The 22,448-nt window shown below is 58.5% G+C and carries 17 protein-coding genes; 5 read left to right on the top strand and 12 right to left on the bottom strand.

Annotated elements, in window-relative coordinates; all coding sequences use genetic code 11:
- Positions 1-95 precede the first annotated feature (95 nt).
- The 6 genes from DES53_RS15730 to DES53_RS15705 form a co-directional block, all read right to left on the bottom strand.
- Complete coding sequence (locus DES53_RS15730; RefSeq protein WP_113959241.1) at positions 96-4,112, bottom strand: PEP-CTERM sorting domain-containing protein; 4,017 nt, start codon at positions 4,110-4,112, stop codon at positions 96-98.
- A gap of 786 nt (positions 4,113-4,898) precedes the next feature.
- Positions 4,899-6,584: a putative manganese-dependent inorganic diphosphatase gene (locus DES53_RS15725; RefSeq protein WP_170157155.1), complete on the bottom strand. Its 1,686-nt coding sequence runs from the start codon at positions 6,582-6,584 to the stop codon at positions 4,899-4,901.
- A gap of 206 nt (positions 6,585-6,790) precedes the next feature.
- Positions 6,791-7,387, bottom strand: coding sequence for a 3-isopropylmalate dehydratase small subunit (gene leuD / locus DES53_RS15720; RefSeq protein WP_113959239.1), 597 nt, complete (start codon positions 7,385-7,387; stop codon positions 6,791-6,793).
- 101 nt (positions 7,388-7,488) lie between these two features.
- A complete protein-coding gene (proS, locus tag DES53_RS15715) occupies positions 7,489-9,003 on the bottom strand; it encodes a proline--tRNA ligase (protein WP_113959238.1) in 1,515 nt (504 codons plus the stop codon).
- 133 nt (positions 9,004-9,136) lie between these two features.
- Entirely contained in the window at positions 9,137-9,676 is a 540-nt protein-coding gene (locus DES53_RS15710) for a type II secretion system protein (RefSeq protein WP_113959237.1), read from the bottom strand.
- 65 nt (positions 9,677-9,741) lie between these two features.
- Entirely contained in the window at positions 9,742-10,455 is a 714-nt protein-coding gene (locus DES53_RS15705; RefSeq protein ID WP_211325565.1) for a hypothetical protein, read from the bottom strand.
- 116 nt (positions 10,456-10,571) lie between these two features.
- Between DES53_RS15705 and DES53_RS15700 the strand changes: the two genes are divergently transcribed.
- Genes DES53_RS15700 through folP form a run of 3 tightly spaced genes read left to right on the top strand, consistent with a single transcriptional unit; the run spans position 10,572 to position 12,860 of the window.
- The gene (locus DES53_RS15700; RefSeq protein WP_113959235.1) at positions 10,572-11,366 is read left to right on the top strand and encodes a histidinol-phosphatase HisJ family protein; all 795 of its coding nucleotides are present in this window, start codon (positions 10,572-10,574) and stop codon (positions 11,364-11,366) included.
- Positions 11,367-11,408: 42 nt separating this feature from the next.
- Positions 11,409-11,957 carry an NADPH-dependent FMN reductase gene (locus DES53_RS15695; RefSeq protein WP_113959234.1) on the top strand — a complete coding sequence of 183 codons (549 nt, stop codon included), beginning with the start codon at positions 11,409-11,411 and terminating at the stop codon, positions 11,955-11,957.
- A gap of 27 nt (positions 11,958-11,984) precedes the next feature.
- Positions 11,985-12,860: a dihydropteroate synthase gene (gene folP, locus DES53_RS15690; RefSeq protein ID WP_245958182.1), complete on the top strand. Its 876-nt coding sequence runs from the start codon at positions 11,985-11,987 to the stop codon at positions 12,858-12,860.
- Positions 12,861-12,885: 25 nt separating this feature from the next.
- On the opposite strand, the gene DES53_RS15685 is transcribed toward folP, so the two are convergent.
- The 6 genes from DES53_RS15685 to DES53_RS15660 form a co-directional block, all read right to left on the bottom strand.
- Complete coding sequence (locus tag DES53_RS15685) at positions 12,886-13,896, bottom strand: GNAT family N-acetyltransferase (protein ID WP_113959232.1); 1,011 nt, start codon at positions 13,894-13,896, stop codon at positions 12,886-12,888.
- Positions 13,897-13,928: 32 nt separating this feature from the next.
- Positions 13,929-14,555: a hypothetical protein gene (locus DES53_RS15680; RefSeq protein ID WP_113959231.1), complete on the bottom strand. Its 627-nt coding sequence runs from the start codon at positions 14,553-14,555 to the stop codon at positions 13,929-13,931.
- 174 nt (positions 14,556-14,729) lie between these two features.
- The gene (locus DES53_RS15675; protein ID WP_113959230.1) at positions 14,730-16,202 is read right to left on the bottom strand and encodes a sigma-54-dependent transcriptional regulator; all 1,473 of its coding nucleotides are present in this window, start codon (positions 16,200-16,202) and stop codon (positions 14,730-14,732) included.
- Positions 16,203-16,320: 118 nt separating this feature from the next.
- Positions 16,321-17,106, bottom strand: coding sequence for a metallophosphoesterase (locus DES53_RS15670; RefSeq protein WP_113959229.1), 786 nt, complete (start codon positions 17,104-17,106; stop codon positions 16,321-16,323).
- Between the two features lie 257 nt (positions 17,107-17,363).
- A complete protein-coding gene (locus DES53_RS15665) occupies positions 17,364-17,987 on the bottom strand; it encodes a hypothetical protein (protein WP_147263433.1) in 624 nt (207 codons plus the stop codon).
- Positions 17,988-18,191: 204 nt separating this feature from the next.
- Positions 18,192-19,550, bottom strand: coding sequence for an arylsulfatase (locus tag DES53_RS15660; RefSeq protein WP_113959227.1), 1,359 nt, complete (start codon positions 19,548-19,550; stop codon positions 18,192-18,194).
- Positions 19,551-19,636: 86 nt separating this feature from the next.
- On the opposite strand from DES53_RS15660, the gene DES53_RS15655 reads away from it, so the two are divergent.
- On the top strand, positions 19,637-21,106 hold the full coding sequence (locus DES53_RS15655) for a hypothetical protein (protein ID WP_147263432.1): 1,470 nt from the start codon (positions 19,637-19,639) through the stop codon (positions 21,104-21,106).
- A gap of 64 nt (positions 21,107-21,170) precedes the next feature.
- The gene (locus DES53_RS15650; RefSeq protein ID WP_113959225.1) at positions 21,171-22,445 is read left to right on the top strand and encodes a DUF2314 domain-containing protein; all 1,275 of its coding nucleotides are present in this window, start codon (positions 21,171-21,173) and stop codon (positions 22,443-22,445) included.
- The last annotated feature ends 3 nt before the right edge of the window (positions 22,446-22,448 follow it).

The following is a 22,448-nucleotide window of genomic DNA, read 5'->3' as shown; positions in this document are numbered from 1 at the left end:
AGGCATCGCAGGGCGTTTTTCCGACCATCGGCAATGACCAGCAGCGTGCTGTCAGACGAAGAAGAGCCAGCGACATCTCGGAACAGGGTGCCCTTTCACACCTGCGCCCGGCGGCGGCGGAAACCACACCAAAGGATTCCAGTGAGCAGGAGAAGCATCTTGGAGGGCTCCGGCACTGCCACGTAAAGGATGCCGTCGGAGAGGAACCGATCGGTTTCAAAATGCAATCCCCCTCCCCATGATGCCACAGCACTGAGGTCCAGGTCTCCGAGCGTGAAGGTATTGCCGGCGCCCAGTTGCAACCAGTCCAGCAGGTTGAAAACATCGCCGACGCTAGCCATGTAGCCTTGCGCGAACTCCACCTTGATGGTGCCACCGGCATTGAGGTTCAGAGTGCCATTGATTTCGATTTGATCATACAGCCCTCCACCGCTCGCATCCGCGAAGAATCCCGCATCGCCACCGGAGGCAGGATCAAAGAGGCTGCTGGTAGTGCCTCCCAACTGGAACAAAGCACGCGTGCCTCCTGTGGCCAAGGTGAGATCGCCATTCACAGTGAGCGTGCCGGTGCCAATGCCCGCTTGCGCAAGAGTCGCACTGGCACTGTTCCCGCCCGGCTTGATGATGCTCGTTCCGCTGATAGTGAGATTTCCCGTGACTGTTCCGGTCCCAGAGAGTGTCTTGTTCGTGAGATCGTATCCGCCTCCCGTGCGTCCGGTGACATCAAAGAAGGCGCCCTGATCGACCTGAATCCACGGAGTGCCTTGAAGATTGCCAGTTCCCTTCAACGCCAGCGTACCGCCACTGATGGTAGTTTTACCCGTATAAGTACTCGAACTCGCTGCGGGGGCAGTGGCGTTGTACGTATTGGTGAGCGTCAGAATCCCGGCCCCCTTTTTGGTGAGCGCCAAGTTTCCTGTGATCTTCCCATGGTAGGTTTGGTCGGTGGCTTGGTCGATCGTGAGCGTGGATTCGTTTGCAGTATCAGAGTTGGTGACGATCACCACGTCATTGTTTCCGTTGGGGACCACGCTGCTGAGTCCTGCAATCGACTGATCATGTCCGTTCAGGTCGAAGGCGGTGATTTCAGAAACGGTAGCTGCCGTGTACACGGTGAGAACCGTTCCGGTGGGCAGGGCGTTGTCCACGCCCAGCTTCACCGTGCCTCGCACAATGCCGGTGGATCCGGTATAGACACTGTTGTTGGTGAGCAAGACCACGCCCATCTCGTTTGTGGAGGTGGTGGATCCACTCGCAGAGAACCAGATCGAACTGGCTGCACCGTCCCTGATGGCTCCTGCAATCGTCAGCGTCCCAAATCCACTCACGCCAACTCGCGAATCCGCGGCCCCGAGGAAGATATCGCCCGCCCATGTGGCGCTGGTAGCACTGGCAGCATCGCTTCCTCCAATGAGGTTGAGCGCGCCGTTGTTGTTACCATTGCCATAAATGGTGAGTGTTTCGCCGGTCACCACGATGCCATTCGCCAGGCGGAGCATGGGGCCGCCGCCACCTGCGCTTCCCACAATCGTACCACCCGCCGTGGAGCCCAGCGCCTGGTTGTGCCGCACCTCAATGATGCCCGCAGTGATAAGGGTCTCGCCGGTATAGGTATTGGCGTTTCCCAGGATGAGATTCCCTGCGCCCGTCGTGCCTCCACTCTTGATCAGATCGCCGGAGCCGCTGATGATCCCGTTGTAGGTAACATTGAAGTTCCCGGTGTTGATCGTGCCGCCACCGTCCAGCAAGGTGATGCCACGATTGCTGTTGAGCGTCATGGAAGCCGAAAACTGCAGGGCACCGCCGTTGAAGGTGAGATTGTCCGCATCAAAGCTGACCGGCACAGCGCCCAGGTTGCGATCGTTCCCGATCCGCACGGTGCCTCCATTGAAGACCGTTCCGCCGGAGTAGTTGCTGGTGGTGCTGTTCAGCACCAGGAGGCCAGGGCCATTCTTCACCAGCGTCACGGCGCCAGTGCCATTGTTCATCACACCGGCGTTCACCGTGATGGCATTGGTCGAGTAATTGTAAAAGACCAGATTCCCGGCCGTGTTGTCGATCGGCCCGCCGGCGGTCAGGGATGCGCCTGCGGTCGTTTGGTCTCCGATGGTCAGCGCGCCGGCCCCGGCGGCGAGCATGATGGCCCCGTCCGTCCCGATGCGGAGCGTGCCGCTCGCAGGGTCTGCGGAATTGTTGATCTCGATGACGGTTGGTCCCGTGGCATCCACTACCAGCGAAGCGATATCGGTGGTAGCATTGGGATCTCCCAGCAGAACATTTCCGCTTTCGCCTCCATCAATGATCTTCACATGGGCGGTGGGGCTATCCGGAATGGGGCCCGAGGCATTCGTTCCCACGGAGAAATTTGTCACCGTCTGATATCCTGTAAACGCAACGACATTTCCACCCGCGTTGACTGCAGCCCAATCCTCACCATTCACCGTGGCCCACGTGCCGAGCATACCGGCAGCATTGGTGGTGGTGATGCCGTTGAAGGCGCTTTGCCCTCCAGACGGAAGCACAAAGTTCACATACCCGCCCGTGCGGGTGATTGTTCCCAGGGAGAGCAGCAGGTTTTGCGGTGTGGTGCTGTTCTGGGCGAGTTCAATGGTGGAAGAACCGGACTGCACGGTGAGTCCGTTGAATTGCTGGCTATTTGCCGCCGTTGCACTCCCCTCAAGCCGCAACGTGCCACCTTGCATGATCAAGGTCGAGATATTCGCGGCATTGTTGACGACATTGTCCGAGATCGTACGGAAGTTCAATGCCAGCGTGCCTGCTTTCACGGTAGTGTCACCGGAATAGGCGTTGGCGCCTGTAAGCGTCTGGGTGCCTGTGCCGGTCTTCGCCAATGCCAGCACGCCTCCTTCGTTGCCATCACGAATGATGCCACTGAAGGAGTAGTTGAGCCGGCTGTCGATCGTCAACGTCGCAGCCGTACCACTGGCGTTCTCGACAAAGTTGTTGGTGGAACCTGCGTTCCCCAGTGTGAGCCCTCCGACGGACACATTGTGCCCGTTCAACTGAAGTATCTTGGAGGACGAGGAGGAAGTGAGGGGACCAAAGGTGAAGAGATTTGGTGTGTTGGCGTTAAGCGCACCCGTGCTGCCAAGCTTCAAAATGCCGGCATGCAGGATCACACCACCTGTGAAGCTGTTGTCACCACTCAGCAGGATCATGCCATTGATGCCATTGACGTTGATCGACAGACTGCTGCCTGCAACCTTCTCAGTGATGTTGCCGCTAACCGTCCCGTTGGCGTCGAAACCGTTCGTGACCACGTTGGCTGAAATCGAAGCGTCTCCACGCAAAGTGATTTGCCCCTTGAGATCACCTGCCGCATCGAAGCGAATCGCGCCGCGAGTGAGTGAGCCAACGCCGATCTCGATTGGGACTGTGTAATCGTTCGCCTGCACGATGGCCAGCGTCACCCGGTCACCCACCACCACTTTGTCGAGATTGTTGATGGCTGCAGAGTTCGCCTCTACAAACAGTCCGTCGCTGGTGTTGTTCACCAAATCCAAGAGAGTCAGCGTACCTGTCCATGTATTGTTCCCGTACAAGCGAACGGCTCCCAGCAAGCCTCCTGTATTGGCACTCGGAGTCTTGGCAATAGTGACGTTGCTACCTGCAAGGATACTGTTGAAGGTTAAGCGCTTGCCCGTGCTCGACCCAGTCGCGCCATTGAGCACCGAGATTATCGCTCCATCAGCAAACTGAATCGTGCCTCCATTGAAAATGTAGGCAGCGTCGTTGGTAGCCGGATTGAACTTCATGCCAGCCACACCCACGGTGCCGCTTACGGTTATTGTCCTGCCGGAACTACTTGGCCCAGTAGAGCCGTTTCCAAACTCCGCAATAGTCCCTGTTCCCGAAGGCCAGGTGGTGTTGGTGCCGGTCACGGGATTGAGCCAGTTCGGTCCGTTCACTGACCATGTGCCGTTGCCATCCTGCACTCCACCCATTCCAGCATTGATATCCCAAGTCAGCTGCGTCTGGGCCATCGCACCGCCACACGCAAATGACCATGCCAGAGAGGCGAGAACCTTGCCCAGCCTCGCGCAACGCTTGAATATCTGGTGATGGGAGGGTGTGGCTTGAAAAGGGCTCATGGACGTCTGGCCGTTGGAGGAAGGGGGAATTCAATTCATGAAGCAGTGACTGCAGGCCTTGCCACGAGGGCAAGCGCAGCCACAAGCCACTTGGTGGCTGGCTACCGGTTCCTGGAATACAGGCTTGGGCAGTCGCGATCCGACTCGAGTTCATCGAACGCCGCCACGGATGGGGTCACCGATGAGATCTTATATCGACTACGCGGCTATCAGTGTCTTTGGGGATGGTGTGAACAGGGGGCTTTTTGCAGAAGGGGCGAGATGACTGAATAGGCATGAGACCGTCAGCAATTGGAGGTCTCCTCACATCTTAAGAGCAGCCACGAATGGCCGTCTGTAGATGAGAGCGCTAGGTGAACATAGATAAATTGCATACGACCGGCGTGATTCTGGCAAGCGGGAAACATGCGCACGTCATTTCAACATCAACTCATCCTATTGTTATAGGTCGCATATCACAGCACCACGCGCGATTCTTTTTCCTCAGGCGTAAATCGCCCGCCGCACCACTTTTGGATGCGCGTTCCTCCCGTGAATTCTTTGCTATCGAAATCCTCCTGCGCTGGAGGCGCATCTTATCGAGCAACCATTATTTTCCGTCTTATAGATGATATATACAAATAACGACCCCAATGACAATCTCATCCTGTCACGGCAAAGCACCAGCGCCGCACGAGTAAGCAATCCGCTCAGATGAAGTTAAGCGGAATTTCTCAGCTGCTTTCCCACTAGCGATCAGGAAATTCCGAAGCTTTTTGACTCTTGTGAGTCAGCCTCCGTGCCATATCAGGCCGGAGCAGTCAGCTTCGCCACTACACGACTGAGATACGGGAAGAGCTGTTTCTTGCGGCTCACGACTCCCTTCAACTCAAACACCCCTGGCTCAATTTCCGGATATTCAATGGCGCCGATCACACGCTCGCTCCCCGCGGTGAGCAAGATGCTGTCATGGCGCGTGATGTCCGTCACCAGCACACAGGCGAAATGAACTCCACGCAGACGCACCACGTTTCCGAGTGCTTCTCGCAAGGCCTTCTCCTGCTTCCAGAATTCATCAAGCCCCAGCTCTTCAATCTGGCTGATGCTCAGCCTCCATGCATTCTCCTCAAACTCCTTGCGATCGGACTCCAGCGCGGCTGCGGCAGGCTTGTCCCGCAACATGGAGCCGGCGCTGAAGAATTCTGAGGTGAACTTGGCCACATCGATGCCTGCGATGCCCGCAAGCCAGGGAAGGATCTCCCGGTCAGTTCCTGTGGTTGTTGGGGATGTCAGGTTGAGTGTGTCCGAAATCAGTCCTGCGCAGAGGCAGACGGCCGTGGCACGATCTGGCTCCAGTTTTTGCAGCCGGAACATCATCGCCACAATCGTGCTGGTGCTGCCCACCGGTTCATTGATGAAGCGGACGGGCTCCTTCGTTCGCAAGTTCCCACTGAGACGATGGTGGTCGATGACTTCCAGGATCTCGGCCTCGTCTGCACCGGTCACTGCCTGGGCAAATTCATTGTGATCCACGAGCACGATCTTCGCGCGGGGTACGTCCACGAGGTCGGACTTGGAAAACACCCCCAGCAACTTGCCGGTGTCATCATCCACTACAGGAAACAGTGGCTGATGTGAGTCGTGCGTCTGTGCCAGGATTTCTTTCAGGGGCGTCTTTGCTGCAAAGCGCAAGAAGCCATCGTGCAATGCATCGGCGATGGGCCGTGAGAAGCGGACAAGCTGGGCCGCGCTGGCGGTGTCATAGCGTGTGTAGATGATGGGGACATTTTCGTGCCTGGCCAACGCCATGATGGCATCATCCACCTGGAAGCCACCTGTGATGATCAGGCAGTCCACGCCGTTGCGGATGGCCATTTCCTGAACATCCGGCCGATCGCCCACCAGCACCATCACGCTGGAGTGGGGAAAGCGCTTCATGCGGCTCTGAGTCGTACCCATGCTGGAACCCGCCACCATGAGCACACGGGTCTCCACCTCTTGCAACGCCTCACGTCCGTTGGGGAATGAGCCATCCAGCGCTGCCACGATGTTCGCTTCGCTGGTACGCACATAGCGGTTGGCATCCTCGTCACTCGCCTCAGAGGGGAGGAAAAGCTGCGCCAGCTCCTGCAGGGAGGGCATGCCAACGATGCACCCTTCCTCATCGACCACAGGCAGGCTGCGAAACCCATGGGCCAGCATCTTGCGGTGCACGGAGAGACAGGTGTCCTCCCGCCGGGCGGTGATGACATTCTTGCGGCACATGGTGACTGCCGTGGGCCTCACATCCATGATGAGCTTGGGTGCATCCACCTTCGCGTAGTCCAGCACCCAAGAGGTGCGGGTATTCATCTCACCACAGCACGCCGCACGGGCATCTGAGCCCCGGGACGCACGCAAAAATGCCGCATAGCCAATCGCGGAACAGATCGCGTCCGCATCCGGATTCCGGTGGCCGATGACGAAGATGGGGTCTGATTCGGGAACTGACATGGGGACAAGGGCGGGCAGGGACGTCCAATCTGGCGCGGCATTCCATGCCTCGCAATGACGAGAAAACATCCTTCTCATCCGCAGTCTGGCATGGGCGTGGCTTAACAGCCACCAGCTCCACACCCGACTTCCTTGAGGTGGTGCTCCAAATGCCAGAGCACCTATCTCAGAATTGCACCCTCACCCGGGCGGTAAAGCAATCCCTGTTACGCCAGGCTCAGTTCGCGCACCTTATCGGCAACCGCGTCCTTGTGCTTCAGAAGCTCCGCGATGGGATCCCACTGACCCGTGGTCAGTGCTTCGCGGGCGGTGTGCGGCACCACGATGGCGAATTCCTGGTCTTCGAAAAGCACCTTCTCCGCCACGAGATCCACGGTGACCTCCAACTTCGGATTGCGCTCCACTTCCTTTGCCAGCATGCGGATGTCCTGTCCGCTGGCCACGGCGCAGGGGATGCCCAGTGTCGTGCAGTTGCCAAAGAAGATTTCCGCGAAGCTCTCCGCGATGACGGCCCGGAAACCGAAGCGATACAGCGCCTGCGGAGCATGTTCGCGGGAGCTGCCGCAGCCGAAATTCGAGCCGGAAAGCAGAATGTTTGCGCCCTTGAAGCGTTCGTCATTCAGGGGGTGCTCCCTGTCCGTGCCATCGGCATTCTTACGCACATCGTAAAAGGCAAACTCGCCGAGCCCGTCAAAGGTGACGCACTTCATGAAGCGCGCCGGAATGATACGGTCCGTGTCGATGTCAGATCCTGGGACGTAGACAGCGGTACCGGCGACTTGAGTGACTTTGGCGAGGGACATGGGGTGGAGAGGATAGCGCGAATCAGCCAGAGGGCAAATGCGTGTTTGTTCTCTGAAACGCACCGGCATTGCGGGCTGTCCGCAATGCCTTCAGCGTCTGACTAGTAACTACGCGCAAACACCACGCGCCGGTTGCTGGGCCTGCCGGTAAGGAAACAAGTCCCCTCCTCTGCATACTGGTCTCCTTTGGGAATGCAGCGGATGGTGACCTTCATTTCCTTGGCAATACGCTCCTCTTCTTCGCTTGAACCTGCCCAGTGCATCAAAGCAAATCCACCGGGGGCATCCTCCTTGAAATACTCGCGGAACTCGGCCTCGGTTTCGAGTTTTTTGGTGTTCGCGTCGCGGAGAGCAGTGGCACGCTGAAGCAGGGTGGTCTGGATGCTGTCCAGGATCTCCTCCACGTCGCGAATGAATTGCTCCTTCGGGATGAACTCCTTGCCCTTGGGCGTCTTGTCGCGACGAGAAACGGCGACACTGCGCTTCTCGATATCGCGAGGTCCAAACTCCAGGCGGATGGGCACGCCCTTCTTGATCCATTCCCAGTTGCGCTGGCCGCCGGGAATGTCGCGCTTGTCCACATGCACGCGCAGGGGCTCGTTGTGGTAAGTCTGGGAGCGAAGCGTCTTCGCCAGGGCCTCGCAGGCGTCGATGACCGCATCACGGGTCTCGGGCTTGGGGGTGACGGGCAGGATGACGATTTGCGTGGGGGCAATGCGCGGAGGCAGGATGATGCCGTCATCGTCCCCGTGAGTCATGATGAGTGTGCCGATCAGACGGGTGCTCATGCCCCAGCTCGTAGTCCACGCGAGGTGACGGATGTTGTCGCGACCCAAGAATTCGATGTTCGCCGCTTTGGCAAAATTCTGGCCAAGGAAGTGGGACGTGCCCGCCTGGATGGCCTTTCGATCCTGCACCATGGCTTCCACAGTGAAGGTATTCACAGCTCCAGGGAAACGCTCGCGAGCGCTCTTTTCCCCAGGAATGACCGGGATGGCAAGGTGAGTCGTGAGGAACTCCTCATACACGCCGTGCATGAGCTTCGCCTCCTCCATGGCCTCCTGCTCCGTCTCGTGCGCGGTGTGCCCTTCCTGCCAGAGGAATTCAGCGGTGCGTAGAAACAGGCGGGGGCGCATTTCCCAGCGCATCACGTTGCACCATTGATTGATGAGCAGGGGCAAATCACGATAGCTCTCCACCCAACGGGCAAACGCGGCACCGATGATGGTTTCCGAAGTGGGGCGAATGACGAAGGGCTCCGCCAGCTCCCCGGTGGGAACCATCTTGGTGCTGCCATCTTCCTGCTTTTGGGCTTCGAGACGATGATGGGTGACGACGGCGCACTCCGTGGCGAAGCCTTCGGCATGCTCCGCCTCCTTTTCCAAGTAGCTTAGAGGAATAAGCAGGGGGAAGTAGGCATTGACGTGGCCGGTGGCCTTGAACTTCGCATCAAGCTGGCGCTGGATGTTCTCCCACAGGCCAAAGCCCCATGGCTTGATCACCATGCAGCCACGGACCTCGGAATTTTCCGCCAGATCGGCGGCGCGAACGACCTGCTGGTACCATTCAGGAAAGTCGTCAGCACGGGTGGGGGTGATGGCAGTGGCGGAACTCATGACGGATCAATATGGGAAGGGAGAGTAAAGGACATGCGAATCGGGACACCGCAAGTGCCCCGTGCACGGAGTTTCTCGACCCGGGAAGGTGCGCCAGACAATCATCCGGCGCTGTCCATGTCCCCCGGGAGGGCTATTTCGGAAACAGAGATGGACCCTGACGGACAGTGCCGTCCGGCATCACGATGTTCGGCCCGTCTCCCTTGCCATGCATCTCTCCCCGCTCAATGAGCCAGGGCTGATTCCCCCAGAGAAAGGCGGTATTGGGCCGCTCATCAAACATGGTGGGAATATACGACCCGGTAAAATCACTTTCGGTGGAATACACCTCTTCTGAGGAAAGGACATCCGCGGGACAGGTCCACATGGGCTTGCCAATCCCATAGGGCTTGAGCGTTTCGAAGTACCACCTCCACATCCTTTCATCGTCTGAGGAGTTGAAGATGTCCTCCGGGACCTGCGGCCAGACCATGTCATTGTCCATCATGTGGGCCATGAACCCACCGTGAAGGACCCGAAGGTGGCTCACACAGCTCACAAACTGGGCCTTCTTTCTGAAGTAGCCAAACAGAGGGAAAGCCAACGTGGCCAACACTGCCACGAGCGTCACAACAATGAGCAACTCAATCAGGGTCCAGCCGCGGGGGGCAGAGCGGAGGGCGGGGATCTTCATCCAAAAAAGAGGGGCATCGTTTAGGAAACGATGCCCCGTTGAAGTGCGTTCGTCAAAGGATCAGCCTAGAAATAGCGACGTGAACCAAAGACCTTGGTCTTGACGAATTCGATGTTGTTCGCAGGGCTGCTGGCGTCGTCGATTTCCTTGTAAAGATCGATGGCCGCGTGAATGATGTCGGCCAGAGCCGCCGTGTTGAAGCTATCAGTCAAAGGATCGACAAAGGCATCGAAGTCGATGGTGCCAATGGCGGTGGTGACCACGTCACGAAGGTCTTCAACCTGAGGATCGATGAAGAAGGAAGCCTCACCCTTGCCCTGGAAGCGAAGGAGGGGTGCCATCCGGGTGATCTTGGCCGTGAACTGCGAGTTCGAGAAGCCGAATCCGGGATCGGGCTCATTGCCGTTCACCACGACATAATCCGAGGCCGAGCCACCGCCAGTACCACCGGTGATGGTCGTCTGTACCGTTGTGCTTCCGTTGGTGAAACCGTGGACCTTACGGGATTCAAAGTCCACTACGCCAGTGGCGACGCCGGCATAGGTGATGCCCTTGTAATAGAGCAGGGAGCGGTTTTCCAAGCTGAACACGCTGAGTCCTGGGGAGCCGGCAGCGGTAGACTGGGCGCCAAGGGCGTTGTCCTGGGAGAACTGGCAGAAACCTGAACCGTTCTTGTAGGTCATGGTTGCCTGATACACACCCTCACGCTCATGGAGGATGTTGTAGTCACCGCTGTCAAAGGGACCACCCACCCACGCCTGGGCTTGGGGAACTGCCACAAGGGCAAACAAAAAAGCTGAAAAACTCAGGAGGCCTTTTTTCATAATTCCTTTCAATTAAGCAATTGGCATTTCCACCAGCAAGATTTTTTTAAACTCCGTGCTATGTCCCTGCGATGCCGCCGGACTATCACACCCATACTCCCCTCTGCAAGCACGCCGAGGGTCATCCTCGCGAATATGCGGCTCGCGCCGTGGATCTCGGTCTGCCGGAGTTGGGCCTGTCGGACCACAGCCCCATGCAAACCTACTTCGACGACTGGCGCATGGCGTGGGAGGAGTTCCCGAAATACCTTGAAATGGTGGACGAAGCCCGCGCTGCCCACCCCTCCCTGCCCATTCGCCTGGGGCTGGAGGTGGACTACCTTCAAGGCGGGGAAGCTTGGGTGGAGGAGCTCTCCAAAGCAGCCGATTTCGACTACCTCATCGGGAGTGTCCACTACATCGCGCCGGGCTGGGACGTGGATAATCCGAAATACATCTCCCGCTTCACGGAGGGCAGTGTCGACGAGATCTGGGCCCTCTATTTCCACCTCTATGAAAAGGCCATCCGCTCCCGGCTCTTCGACTTCATGGGCCACCCGGACTTGCCCAAAAAGTTCGGCTTCCGCGCCTCCGGCGACTTACGTCGATTCTATGAGCCTGTGATTCAAGCACTTGTAGACACAGACACCGCGTTCGAAATCAATACGGCGGGCCTCCGCAAGGACGTGCGGGAGATGTACCCCGCCCGCGAGTTTCTGGTGCTGGCGCATTCCGCCGGGGTCCCGCTGCTCATTAACTCGGACGCCCATGCCCCCGGAGAGGTCGGCGCGGACTTTGCACAGGCCGTCCAACTGGCCCAGGACGTCGGCTACACCCACAGTGCCCGATTTGAAAAAAGACGCCGTACCCTGGCTCCGCTCGACTAAGACCTGAACACCGTCATACCCCGGCCTCCCTGCTCCGATTTCATGAAGCTCACCCTCCTCTCCGGTACGAATCGCCCCGGCAGCAACACGCGGAAGATCGTCTCCATCATCGCCGACCTCTACCAGGATCTGGGTCATCCAGTGGAAATCCTCGACTTGGCAGACCTGCCACAGGACATCTTCCTGCCACAGTCCTATGCGAAAAAGCCGGATTCCTTTGGCCGCTTCAGCGAAACCATCCTGCAGAGTGACGGCGTGCACATCGTGACCCCTGAATACAACGGGGGCGTGCCAGGCATCCTGAAATATTTCATCGACATGCTGAAGTTCCCGGAGTCCTTCGAGCACCGGCCGGTGGTCTTCACGGGGCTGGCCGGCGGCATGTGGGGTGCGTTGCGCCCTGTGGAGCAGCTCCAGGCCATCTTCGGCTATCGGAATGCGTACATCTGCCCCGAGCGCGTCTTTTTGCCCCATGTCTCCGGCTTGTTGTCTGATGACGGGAACCTCACCGATGCATCCATTGTAGATCGTTTGCGCTCCCAAGCGACGGCCTTTGTGAAATTCGCCGGGCAATTGCAGGCCATTCGCTGACTTCGCGTGTTCCCAAGCCACCACCCCATGCGTCTGGCCTTACGCCACCGGAGCCTGCTTTTCCCACGCAGGCCGCTGGTGATGGGCATCGTCAACATCAACGACGATTCTTTTTGCCGGGATGGCTCGCTGGAGGTCAGCACAGCGCTGGCCCAGGCTGAGCGCATGCTGCGTGAAGGGGCGGACATCATCGATATCGGCGCGGAAAGTGCGCGCACCAACCGCGGCCCCATCTCCATTGATGAAGAAGTGGCAAGGCTGATCCCTTTCATCCGCGCATGGCCTGCATTGCTGGACTCCATGCCCACGCCTCCATGGGATGCGGAACAGTGCTGGCCTCCGATTCTTTCCATCAATACCTGGCGCAGCGAGGTGGTGGCCCAGGTACTGCCGGAAGGAGGAGATCTCCTCAACGATATCTCCGCACTGCCCACCGCACGCAATGCGGAACTCTGCGCGAAGCATGACACTGCGCTGCTCATCATGCACTCGATAGGCGAACCAAAGGTGCCCCACACCCATGTGGTGTATCCGGAGGTGATGACCACTCTGGACACCTTCTTCGCCGAAAAAATCCAGCTCGCGCTGGGGGCCGGGCTTTCCCAGGACCATCTCCTGCTGGATCCCGGCATCGACTTCGCCAAACAACGCGATGACAATCTGCGCATCTACCGCGAGCTTCCCGCGCTGCACCACTTCGAGCGGCCCATTCTGCTCCCCGTTTCGCGGAAGACGGTCATCGGTGACGTGCTTGCATTACCGGACCCACTTGATCGCGATGCGGGCACCGTGGCCTGCGTTGCCGCCGGCATTCGTCGTGGTGCACACGTGTTTCGAGTGCACCACGTACTCGCGGCGGCTCAAGCCGTGAAAACGCTTTGGAACGCCACCGTGACAGGTTAAAAAAGCACCCGAGAGACGCGGGAATTTACACAAAGCTGATGCCGAATTTCGCGCACAGGTCGCCCAGCTTGGCCAGATCCGGAGGTACATCTGAGGGCCACGAAGCAAGCTGCGCAAACATGCCCTCTATCTCACCGGGTGAGACAAGGAACCGAATCTTGGCCGGCACCTCTCCCACGCCCTTGTAAGCATGTGGCACTCCGCGGGGCGCATGCAGGACGTCCCCTGCCTTGGCGATCACAGACTGGTCTCCCGCGAGAAACTCCACCTCACCGTCCAGCACAAAGAAGACTTCATCTTCCCGAGTGTGCACGTGCGGCGGCACGCCCATGCCGGGCAGCACAATCTGCTCATAGAGCACATAGGCGCCGCCACTCTGCGCGGCGGTCACCTTGATGGTGGTGGAAAGGCCCAGGAGGTTGAAGTTTGCGCCCGAGCCTTCGGGAATGTGCAATGCTTGAAGCGTGGTGGACATGGCAGGTGAAATGGAGGAGGCAGAGCGCGGAGCTGTCTCTCCCGCAGCAGGAGCCAGGAGCAGCCGGTACAGGGGCGCATCCATGCCATAGATTTTCTCCGTGTGCGAGTAACGAAATCCCAGCTTCTCCATCACATGCAGGGATGGCTTGTTCTCCGGATGCGCAAAGGCGAACAGCTCGCGGAAGCCATACCACTCATCTGCCACCTCCAGCCAACGCGCCGCAATCTCAGTGGCCAGGCCCTTCCCCCACTCCTTCCTCGCAAGCCGGTAGCCCAACTCGACCCGATTGCTGCCAGGAATGGTATAGAAGCCTGCGTCGCCAATGGGGGCTCCCGTCTTCTCATCCAGGACAATCCACTTGCTGAAGCCATGGTTGCGACCGTGCTCCATGTAGCGGCCGATCCGCTCTTCCGTCTGGTGCACCGTGGCATCCGGAGGAGAGGGAATATAACGCATCACCTCCGGATCACTGAACCACGCGAAGGCCGCATCCGCATCCGTGAGCTCAAACGGGCGCAAGTGGGTGCGTGCAGTGGAGAGAACCTGTGGTGTGGACATGCCGATGCTGTAATGCCAGCCGCCCCACCACGTCAACGCGCAGGCGCCGCGGGCTTTTGCCTCCAGAACCACTCATGATAGTGCGCCGTGTGCCCGCTCCTGGCCTGTGCCTTCGCATACTCAAAGGCCAGCGGCAGTTCGTAACTTGAGAGGTCCGTGAGCTTGGGATTGATCCACGTGAGCATCTCACGCGGAATGCCGCCATCCAACACAGCATTCAGTTCCGCCAATACAAATCGATGATAGCGCAACCCGTCGTACTCGATGAGCTCATGCAGCAGGCCAAACTCAGCAGGTGTCTCGATCGCGCCGCTGCGGACCTTCTCGTCGACCTCATCATGCAGCCGCTTCTGGTAGGCATTCGTCAGTTCGAAGATGTGAATGCTCAACCGCGCCGCGCCTTTCAATTCCTTCGCGAGCAAGATGCGTCCCGGGCCCTGACCGGTCCCACTTTCCACCATCCCCCCCTTCTGATTTTCCAGAACATCGAAGCTGATGTCGCCACGCTTCTCCACCTCCTCCGCCATGAGGCTGTAGTACGGGCTGTTCTCTTTGAGCCAGAGATGCGCCTCTTGGTCAGATTCAAACGCGGGCAGCCCCCCTGCGTGAATCCAGGGCGCCGAACTCGTGAGGAGTACCCCAATCAGAATCAGCCACAAGCTTCTTGATCGATGGCGCCATCTTGGATGACCGCTTAAGGACTGGAATAGAGCAGACGATTTCATGACGAGCCGGGCATGGGTTGGATGGAGGCTATTCCCACCAGCGACCTCCTATATTCCATCAAGAGCGAGTCCTGCTCAATCCTCCACAAGCACCACTGGTTCCAAGCCTCAGTCGTCTGAGCTGTCTTCAGAAGATTCTTCTGTCGCTCCACGTCTGCGGATGCGCTTCACGCGCCCCATCTCCTGCAGCTTGCGCTGGAGGGTGCGGCGGCTCAGCCCCAGCAACTCCGCCGCCTCGGTGCGATTGTCACCCGTGCGCTGCAGCGCCGCTTCAATCATGGCACGTTCCATCTTCTCAAGGTTCAGGTCATCGCCTGGGCGAAACACTCCCGACCCCGTGGCGCCACCACCAACAGTGTTCGCATCCACGCCTTTACCAGAAGAAGCGCCGGGCAGGATTGACCCACCGGACAGGATGTACTGGGGCAGATGCCGCAGGCCAACGCGTGGAGTATTGCACATGACCACGCCGTGCTCCAAGGCCGTGCGCAACTCGCGGACATTTCCCGGCCAGTCATAGGCCAGCAGCGCCTGTAGCGCATCTTCACTCAGCGGCTTGTAGGGTTTCCCGTTGAGAGCGGCGAGTTCCTTCAAAAATGACTCTGCCAGGATGGGGATGTCGCCTTTGCGGGCCCTCAGTGGTGGCAGGTCAATCTGCACGACGCGAAGGCGCCAGAAGAGGTCCTCGCGGAACTTCCCCTCCTGCACCAGCGCCGCCAGGTCCTTGTTCGTGGCGGCGATGACCCGGACGTCCACTTTGATGGGTTTGCTGCCGCCGACACGTTCGATGGTCTGCTCGCCCAGTGCACGGAGCAGCTTCACCTGCACGTTGGCATCGATCTCGCCGATCTCATCCAGAAACAAGGTGCCGCCATCAGCGAGCTCGAAACGCCCGATGCGGCGATCCATGGCCCCGGTGAAGGACCCCTTCTCGTGGCCGAAGAGCTCGCTCTCCAGGACATTCGGAGCCAGCGCCGCGCAATGCACCGTGACCAGCTTCGCCTTCGGCCTGCCGCTGAGGTGATGGAGCGCTCGCGCCACCAGTTCCTTCCCCGTGCCACTTTCGCCTTCGATCAACACCGTTGCGCGCGTGGGTGCCACCTGTTCGATGATTTCGAACACCGGCTTCATCACCTCGCTCTGCCCCAGGATGCCCTCGATGGAGTACTTCCGCTCCACCTGCTTTTTGAGCTCGACGTTCTCACGCTCGAGCGTGCGGCTTTTCAGCGCCCGTTTGATGAGAATTTCCACCTCATCCAGATTGAGGGGCTTGGTGACAAAGTCGTAGGCCCCACGCTTCATGGCCTCCACCGCCGTATCTACCGACCCATAGGCGGTCATCATGATGCAGATGGGTGGGTGCGGGAGCTTGAGCGCCTTCTCGATCAAATCCATGCCGCTCTCACCACCCAGCCGCAGGTCGGTGAGCATCACGTCCATCGGATCGCCTTTGAGAATCTCCAGCGCCTCGGTGGTGCTGCCTGCCACATAGACGTCAAACTCCTCCTCGAGCGAGAGGCGCAACCCTTCACGGGTATGCTTCTCGTCATCGACAATGAGGACCGTGGCCTGGGAGGTCATTCGGGGCGGGAGGAGGGGCGAACTGCGTGTGAAAACACAACTCCTGTCCACGGCTCCCGGCGTTCGTCAAGTGCTGTGCTTCAGCACGAAGGGGTGCAACCGCCTGCCGCACACATGCTCACCCCCGCGCCCTGGCACGCTCCGCCTTCAACATCTCCAAGTCCATCACCAGTGCTGGGTTGAACCAGACATTGGGGCCATCAGGGTAGGCTCTCGGATTGGCCACCACCCTTGTCTGCCCAATATGATAGTCGCAGCTGTGATGAATGTGCCCGTGAATCCACAGCAGGGGCTCATGTTTCAAGATGAAGTCGTCGAGATGGGAGGCGTAAGCACAGCTCAACAACTTCGACCTCCGGTGCTCCGGCAATGAGCACATGGACGGCGCATGGTGTGTCACGACGACTGTCCTGGATGGATCGTGGCCCTCCAAAAACTCCCCCATGGCTTCAACGGAATGCAGATGCAGAGCCCGGGTATCCTGAGGTGTGAGATGACGGTAGCTCTTTTCAGAGTTCCTCACGCGCTTGTAGTCATTCATCAACTCCCCGGCCTCACCGGCACCCACATGCCAGTCACCGTGCAAGGCCAGGTCTGTCCACAACGTGCAGCCATAGAACCAGTACCCTCCCAGCTCCACGGCATCATTCTCGAGATAGTGCACATTCGTGCCCTCACACTCCAGCCTCAGCTTTTCCGTCACACGCGGAAGCTTCTCCCCATAGAACTCATGGTTCCCACAGAGATAGATCACAGGCATGGAGGGGAACCGTTTCCGGATCCACGTCAGTCCATTCAGCTTGGTGGACACATCGCCTGCGAGGATGACCAAGTCACACGACACCTCAGGCACATCGACTTCTCCAAATTCCTGATGGAGATCGCTCAGGATGTGAATGCGCATGCCCGCCCTTCCATTTCAATTTTTTTCCTCATCGCACTTCGGCCCGTCATACAGCGTCACCTGGTTTCGACTCCAAGTTTGCGCAGTACTTTGCTTTCCCCTCCAAGGTCTGCGGCTCTGTTTTCTTCCTAAAGAATGAATGCATGGAACATTCTGAAAAGATACCGCCTTCATTCAAGCAACCGATGCAACAAATACGGGACAATTTCCGAGTGCGATCGGTGTCATTTTCTCAGGAGTGACGGCAATGAGCACCGTCACACACCGTCTGCCCATTTCCAGATTTCCTCTGACATCGGGCCCACGTGAATCTCGTGGCGAATCACCATGCTGTACACACCTTCACGCACACGCTTCTCCCCATAAGTCTCGTAGTAAGGCGGCAGGGAAGGCGGAGGAATGGGAACTGAAGGGTTGCCCACATGGCGCAACACTTCCGTGGCGAATGCCTCCCGGCCAAAGATCTCCACGGCAGACTGAATTTCCGCCGCGAGTTCAGGATAGTGACTGGCAGCGTCCAGCTTCCGCTGCAGCGCCTGTTCGTCCAGCCGATGCACGGTGCACTCTCCTGTCGGGATCGTATCAGGCCGGCCAACCAGCAGAAAGTCCCGCACCAAGATGGGGCGCCTCTGCGCGCGCACCGCAGACAGCACCAACTGAAAGCAGAGATCATGAGAGGTGTTGTACCCCTCGACCGCATCGCAGACCACCGTGTCCACATCTGCCCTCGCCATCAAGTTGCTGATGGCATCAAAAATTGCTCTGAAGAACGCCCGGTCCTGTGTCCGCAAAGCTGTGTACATTTCGGCATCGGTTCGCTCTCCCGATTGTAGCGCCAGCGTGGAGCCCGCGCCCTCAATCAAACGACGCGTTGATGCCATGCGGCTCCGCATCGTAGAGCCCGAGCCATCGGTCAGTACAAATACCTCCGGCCTCTCCACCTCCAGCCAATGGTGCAACCTCAATTCATGGCCGGGATGGCTGACGACCAGCAACGATGACATTCCACGAACTAAGCAGCCCGGCATTGCGTGTCAACGCATCGCGTCACGATGCCACCGGGGTCCCGCTCTTGTTGTGGAATCTCACTTCTTCTTTCCCTTCGTGTCCTTCAAGGGAAACTCGGCCGAGTCCACCCGCGCAGCGCTCATCATGCCCTGGGCTTGCGTCACCACATCCGGCTTTTCCTTCGCCAGGTCCTTGGATTCCTTTTCATCCGTGCTGAGATCATAGAGTTCGATTGCCTTGGAGGGCCCACCGCGCACGGCTTTCCAGTTGTCGAAGCGCAACGCCTGAATCGTGGGTCCCTCGTGCAGTTCCCAATAGAAATACTCCCGGTGCGGAGCCTCACCACCTTTCAGCATCGAGACCAGGGAATTGCCATCGGTCTTGTACCCTTGAGGAAGCTCGGCGCCGGCCAGTTCCGCTGCTGTGGGCAGAAAATCCCAAAAAGCCCATGGCTCATCACTCACCTTTCCGGCAGGAATGACACCCGGCCAGCGTGCGATCGCCGCCTGCCGGAGTCCACCTTCATAGAGGGAACGCTTGTTGCCTCGCAGCTTGCCTCCCATGCTTTGGTCAAAGTGTTTCCCGATTTCGGACTCTGGCGCGAAGGCAGAGCCATTGTCACCCGCGAACATCACCAGCGTCTTGTTCTCGATGTTCAGCGCCTTGAGCGTGGTCATCAAGCGTCCCACATCACTGTCCAGTCGCGTGACCATGGCGGCATAGGTCTGCTGCTGCTTGGTCCACTTTTCCTGCTGTGCGTATTCCCCGAGGCTGTCGATCTCATACTTCCCGTGGGGAAGCGTGACCGCGTAGTAGAGGAAGAAGGGCCGGCTCTTTTGAGAGGCCACCCAGCGCTCCGCATCCCGCGCCAGTACTTCCTGCGCATACGTCTTCCCATCCAACGCAAACTTCTGATCGTCTGTGTACAGATAGGTGGGGAAGTAGCTGTGCGCGTGACGCTGGCAGTTGTACCCAAAGAAGTGCTCAAAGCCCACCTTCAGCGGGCTGCCGCTGGTGTTGAACATGCCCATGCCCCACTTGCCCACGCAGGCAGTCGCATAGCCTGCGTCTTTCAAGATCTGGGCCACAGTCACCGTGCCCTGCGGCAGCGGCATCTGACCCTCCTTGCCAATCTCACGATTCGCACGAATCGGGCAATGCCCCATGTGCAGCCCCGTCATCAGCGCGCTGCGTGAAGGTGCACACACACTCGTGCCACTGTAGGCCTGGTTGAAACGCATGCCTTCCGCTGCCAGCCGATCCAGGTTTGGTGTCTTGATCAGCTTCTGCCCATAACAACCGAGATCTCCCTGCGCCAGATCATCTGCGAGGATGAAGATGATGTTGGGCCGGTCGGCGCCCCGCGCACCGGGAATCCATCCCAACATTGGCAACAACAGAAGGAGAAACAGACGTCGGCTGTACGTGAGGTCCATGCGTGTGGGGATGTAACGACCAACTTAATCACATCTTCCCATGGAATGAAATGAGAGATGCATAAACAATGCCTCGTCATGGTGACATGCACCTCGGACGCATCATTCCTGCCCTGCTGCTGACCCTGCCCCTCCTGCTTTTGACGCACCGGGCACTTTGCGTGGAGCCGCTGGAGATCGGTCACACGCCGCAGTTCTTCCTGGATGACCACCTCGTGGACAACCGCTGGTCCCTGAAACCCAAGCGCGAGGAAGTGCTCCGTGCCTTTCATGCGCCCGCCAAACATGAAGGCAACCCTGTGATCGCCGACGACGGCGGCTATGTGACTGTGGCACGCGATCCGGAAAGCGGCGTCTTCAGAATGTGGTACCAAACCCACGTCCGCAGTGAGAGTGGTGAAGAGGGAAACGACTACGCCATCGCGTATGCAGAATCCGGCGACGGGCTGAGGTGGACCCGTCCCGAACTGGAATTGCACGAGTGGAAGGGCACCAAGGTCAACAACATCGTATGGAAAGGCTGGGGCGGCAAACGCGCCAGTGGACCGCAAGTCATCCAGGTACCCGAAAGAGACCGACGCGGACACCGATTCATCATGACCTATCGTACCGGCGGTGTCCGTGACCAGAGTGGCATTCGCGTGGTGGGTTCCCGGGATGGCATCCATTGGGAGGAAAAGAACGACTCGCTCGTACTCCCCCTGCATAGCGACACGCAGAACTCCATCATCTACGACGATGCCGCGGGTGAGTATGTCATGTTCTGCCGCGCCAAGGATCGCTACCTGGTGGGCGGCCGCACGGACATGCTGCACGATGGCGAGTCCCGCCGAATTGCCAGCATCCGGGGGAAGGATCTGTGGAGCACTTGGACCGGATCACCAGAGATGATTCTCGTGCCAGACGAGCTCGACATGGAGCGTGGGTTCAATCGCTTCTACGGCATGTCCGCAAAACGTCACGCGGGCATCACCTGGGGCTTCCTCTGGCCATTCAAGCTGAATACGGACATTGTCACTGAGCTCACATGGACTCGTGACGGCGAACACTGGCAGCGCTTCCCTACCCGTCCAAGACTCCTCGAACTCGGCAGGGACGGCGCGTGGGATGACGGCATGGTCTTCGGCAGCGCCGACTGGATTGAGATGGGAGACGAATGGTGGATCTACTATGCGGCCAGCGATGGTCCCCATGAATTGCGGGATCGCACCGCTGGCATCGGCCTGGCGAAGCTGCGCAAGGAGGGCTTCATCTCCATGCATGGTCCACCCGGAGGTGGCGTTCTTTGCACCAAACTCATTCGCTGGCCAGGCGGCCCTCTAATTGTCAACGCAAATGCCGGCAAGGGTGAACTGCGCGTGCAGATCTCCGACGAAAAGCGGAAGGTGCTGCCGGGCTATGCATTTGATGATGGTGAAACCTTCAAAGGTGACAGCACAGCGCACGAGCTGAAATGGCGGGAAAAGTCACTGGAGGATCTCAAAGGAAAGACGTTGCGTTTGGAGTTCTTCCTGAAGGAAGCGGACATCTACACCTTCCGAGCTGGCTCCTCATAGATCTAAAGGCAAATTCTCGAGTTCAGCGTTGCATCACCTGACGTCGACATGACATAACCCGCGCATGAAACGAGCTCTCGACTGGCTGTTCTCAAACCGGAATCTGGCAGTGCTGCTGCTGGGCCTGAAGGCCTATGCATTTGGCCTCGCCAGCACTCTTCCGGGACGCGGATGGACGATGGCCTTGGTTGCCCTTGCCGTAGCAGCGATTATTGGGCTTTGCCTGTGGAAAACTTGGGCACAAAAGCTGGCAGCAGCTCTCCTGGCCGCCTCGGCCGTTTTTAGTCTCTATGTGATGTCGAACAACGGCTTTTCCACACGCCGCCTGTTCGGCGCCATCGCATCGGCCTATATTGCCTGGGGTGTATGGAAGAGACCCAAGGAGGGTTTCTTTGACGCTGGCGACGGAGATGCCTCGCATCCTTCAAGCGATGGTGATGACAAGCCCCTCATCTCGCTGGTGCATCTCCGCTCGAGCCAGCGCTATCTTGAGCCGGCAATCCTCGCGCAAGCACTCTCCGACGCCTGGAGCATCAAGCTCGAAGCAAAAGCAGACCCGGAGGACGAAGCCTCTGATGAGTCCGATGGCTTCGTGGCCGGAGGTGATGCGGTCTACTTTGTATTCACTTTCAAACCAGCCATGGCCATGTTCATGGTGCACAACCGTGAAGACCAGTACTTCAACGAAGTGGAGGATCTCGCCAGGAAGGTGCCCAACCTCCGCTTCGCCAATATCATCCGCGAACACTCAGCATGGCTGGCCATCGACCTCATGGAAAATGCCACGGTTCCGCAGATGCGCGATCAGGCGTATCAGATGATTGGCAAGGCTATCACCGCGCTGGCCGATGACGACACCCTCGCCCTCTTCTGCCCGCAGCACCAGTATTTCAACCTGTGGAGCGAGGAGCTGGAGAACGTACTTTGCGGCCCGAATCCTCTCGGCGCCTTCAAGAAGGAAGTGAAAGCGCCCGTGATCGGTGTGAAAAACAGCACCACCATGGAAGAAGCCATCGCGGAAGCGAAACGACGGTGGCCCGAATTCGTCGCAGCCTTCAAGGAACGGGACCCTAACGATCCTCGTTTCATCGTAAAAGCCGCCTTCACCACCGGCGAGGACACGGAACACATGTGGCTGGAGGTTTTTGGCATCGAGCCGGAGTATGTGCATGGCCACCTGATGAACGAGCCATTTCACCATCCTACTCTAAAACAGGGCTCCCAAGTGGAAGTGCCTGTGTCGGATATCAGTGACTGGTTGTTCCCGAAAGGAGATGAACCCGTCGGGAACTTCACCGGCCATCTCGTCAACGCCGCGGCGAAGCCACAGGCGGGTTGATCA

Origin of the sequence: Roseimicrobium gellanilyticum, assembly GCF_003315205.1 — a bacterium.
Lineage (GTDB): Bacteria > Verrucomicrobiota > Verrucomicrobiia > Verrucomicrobiales > Verrucomicrobiaceae > Roseimicrobium > Roseimicrobium gellanilyticum.
This window is presented reverse-complemented; position numbering and strand designations above follow the sequence as displayed.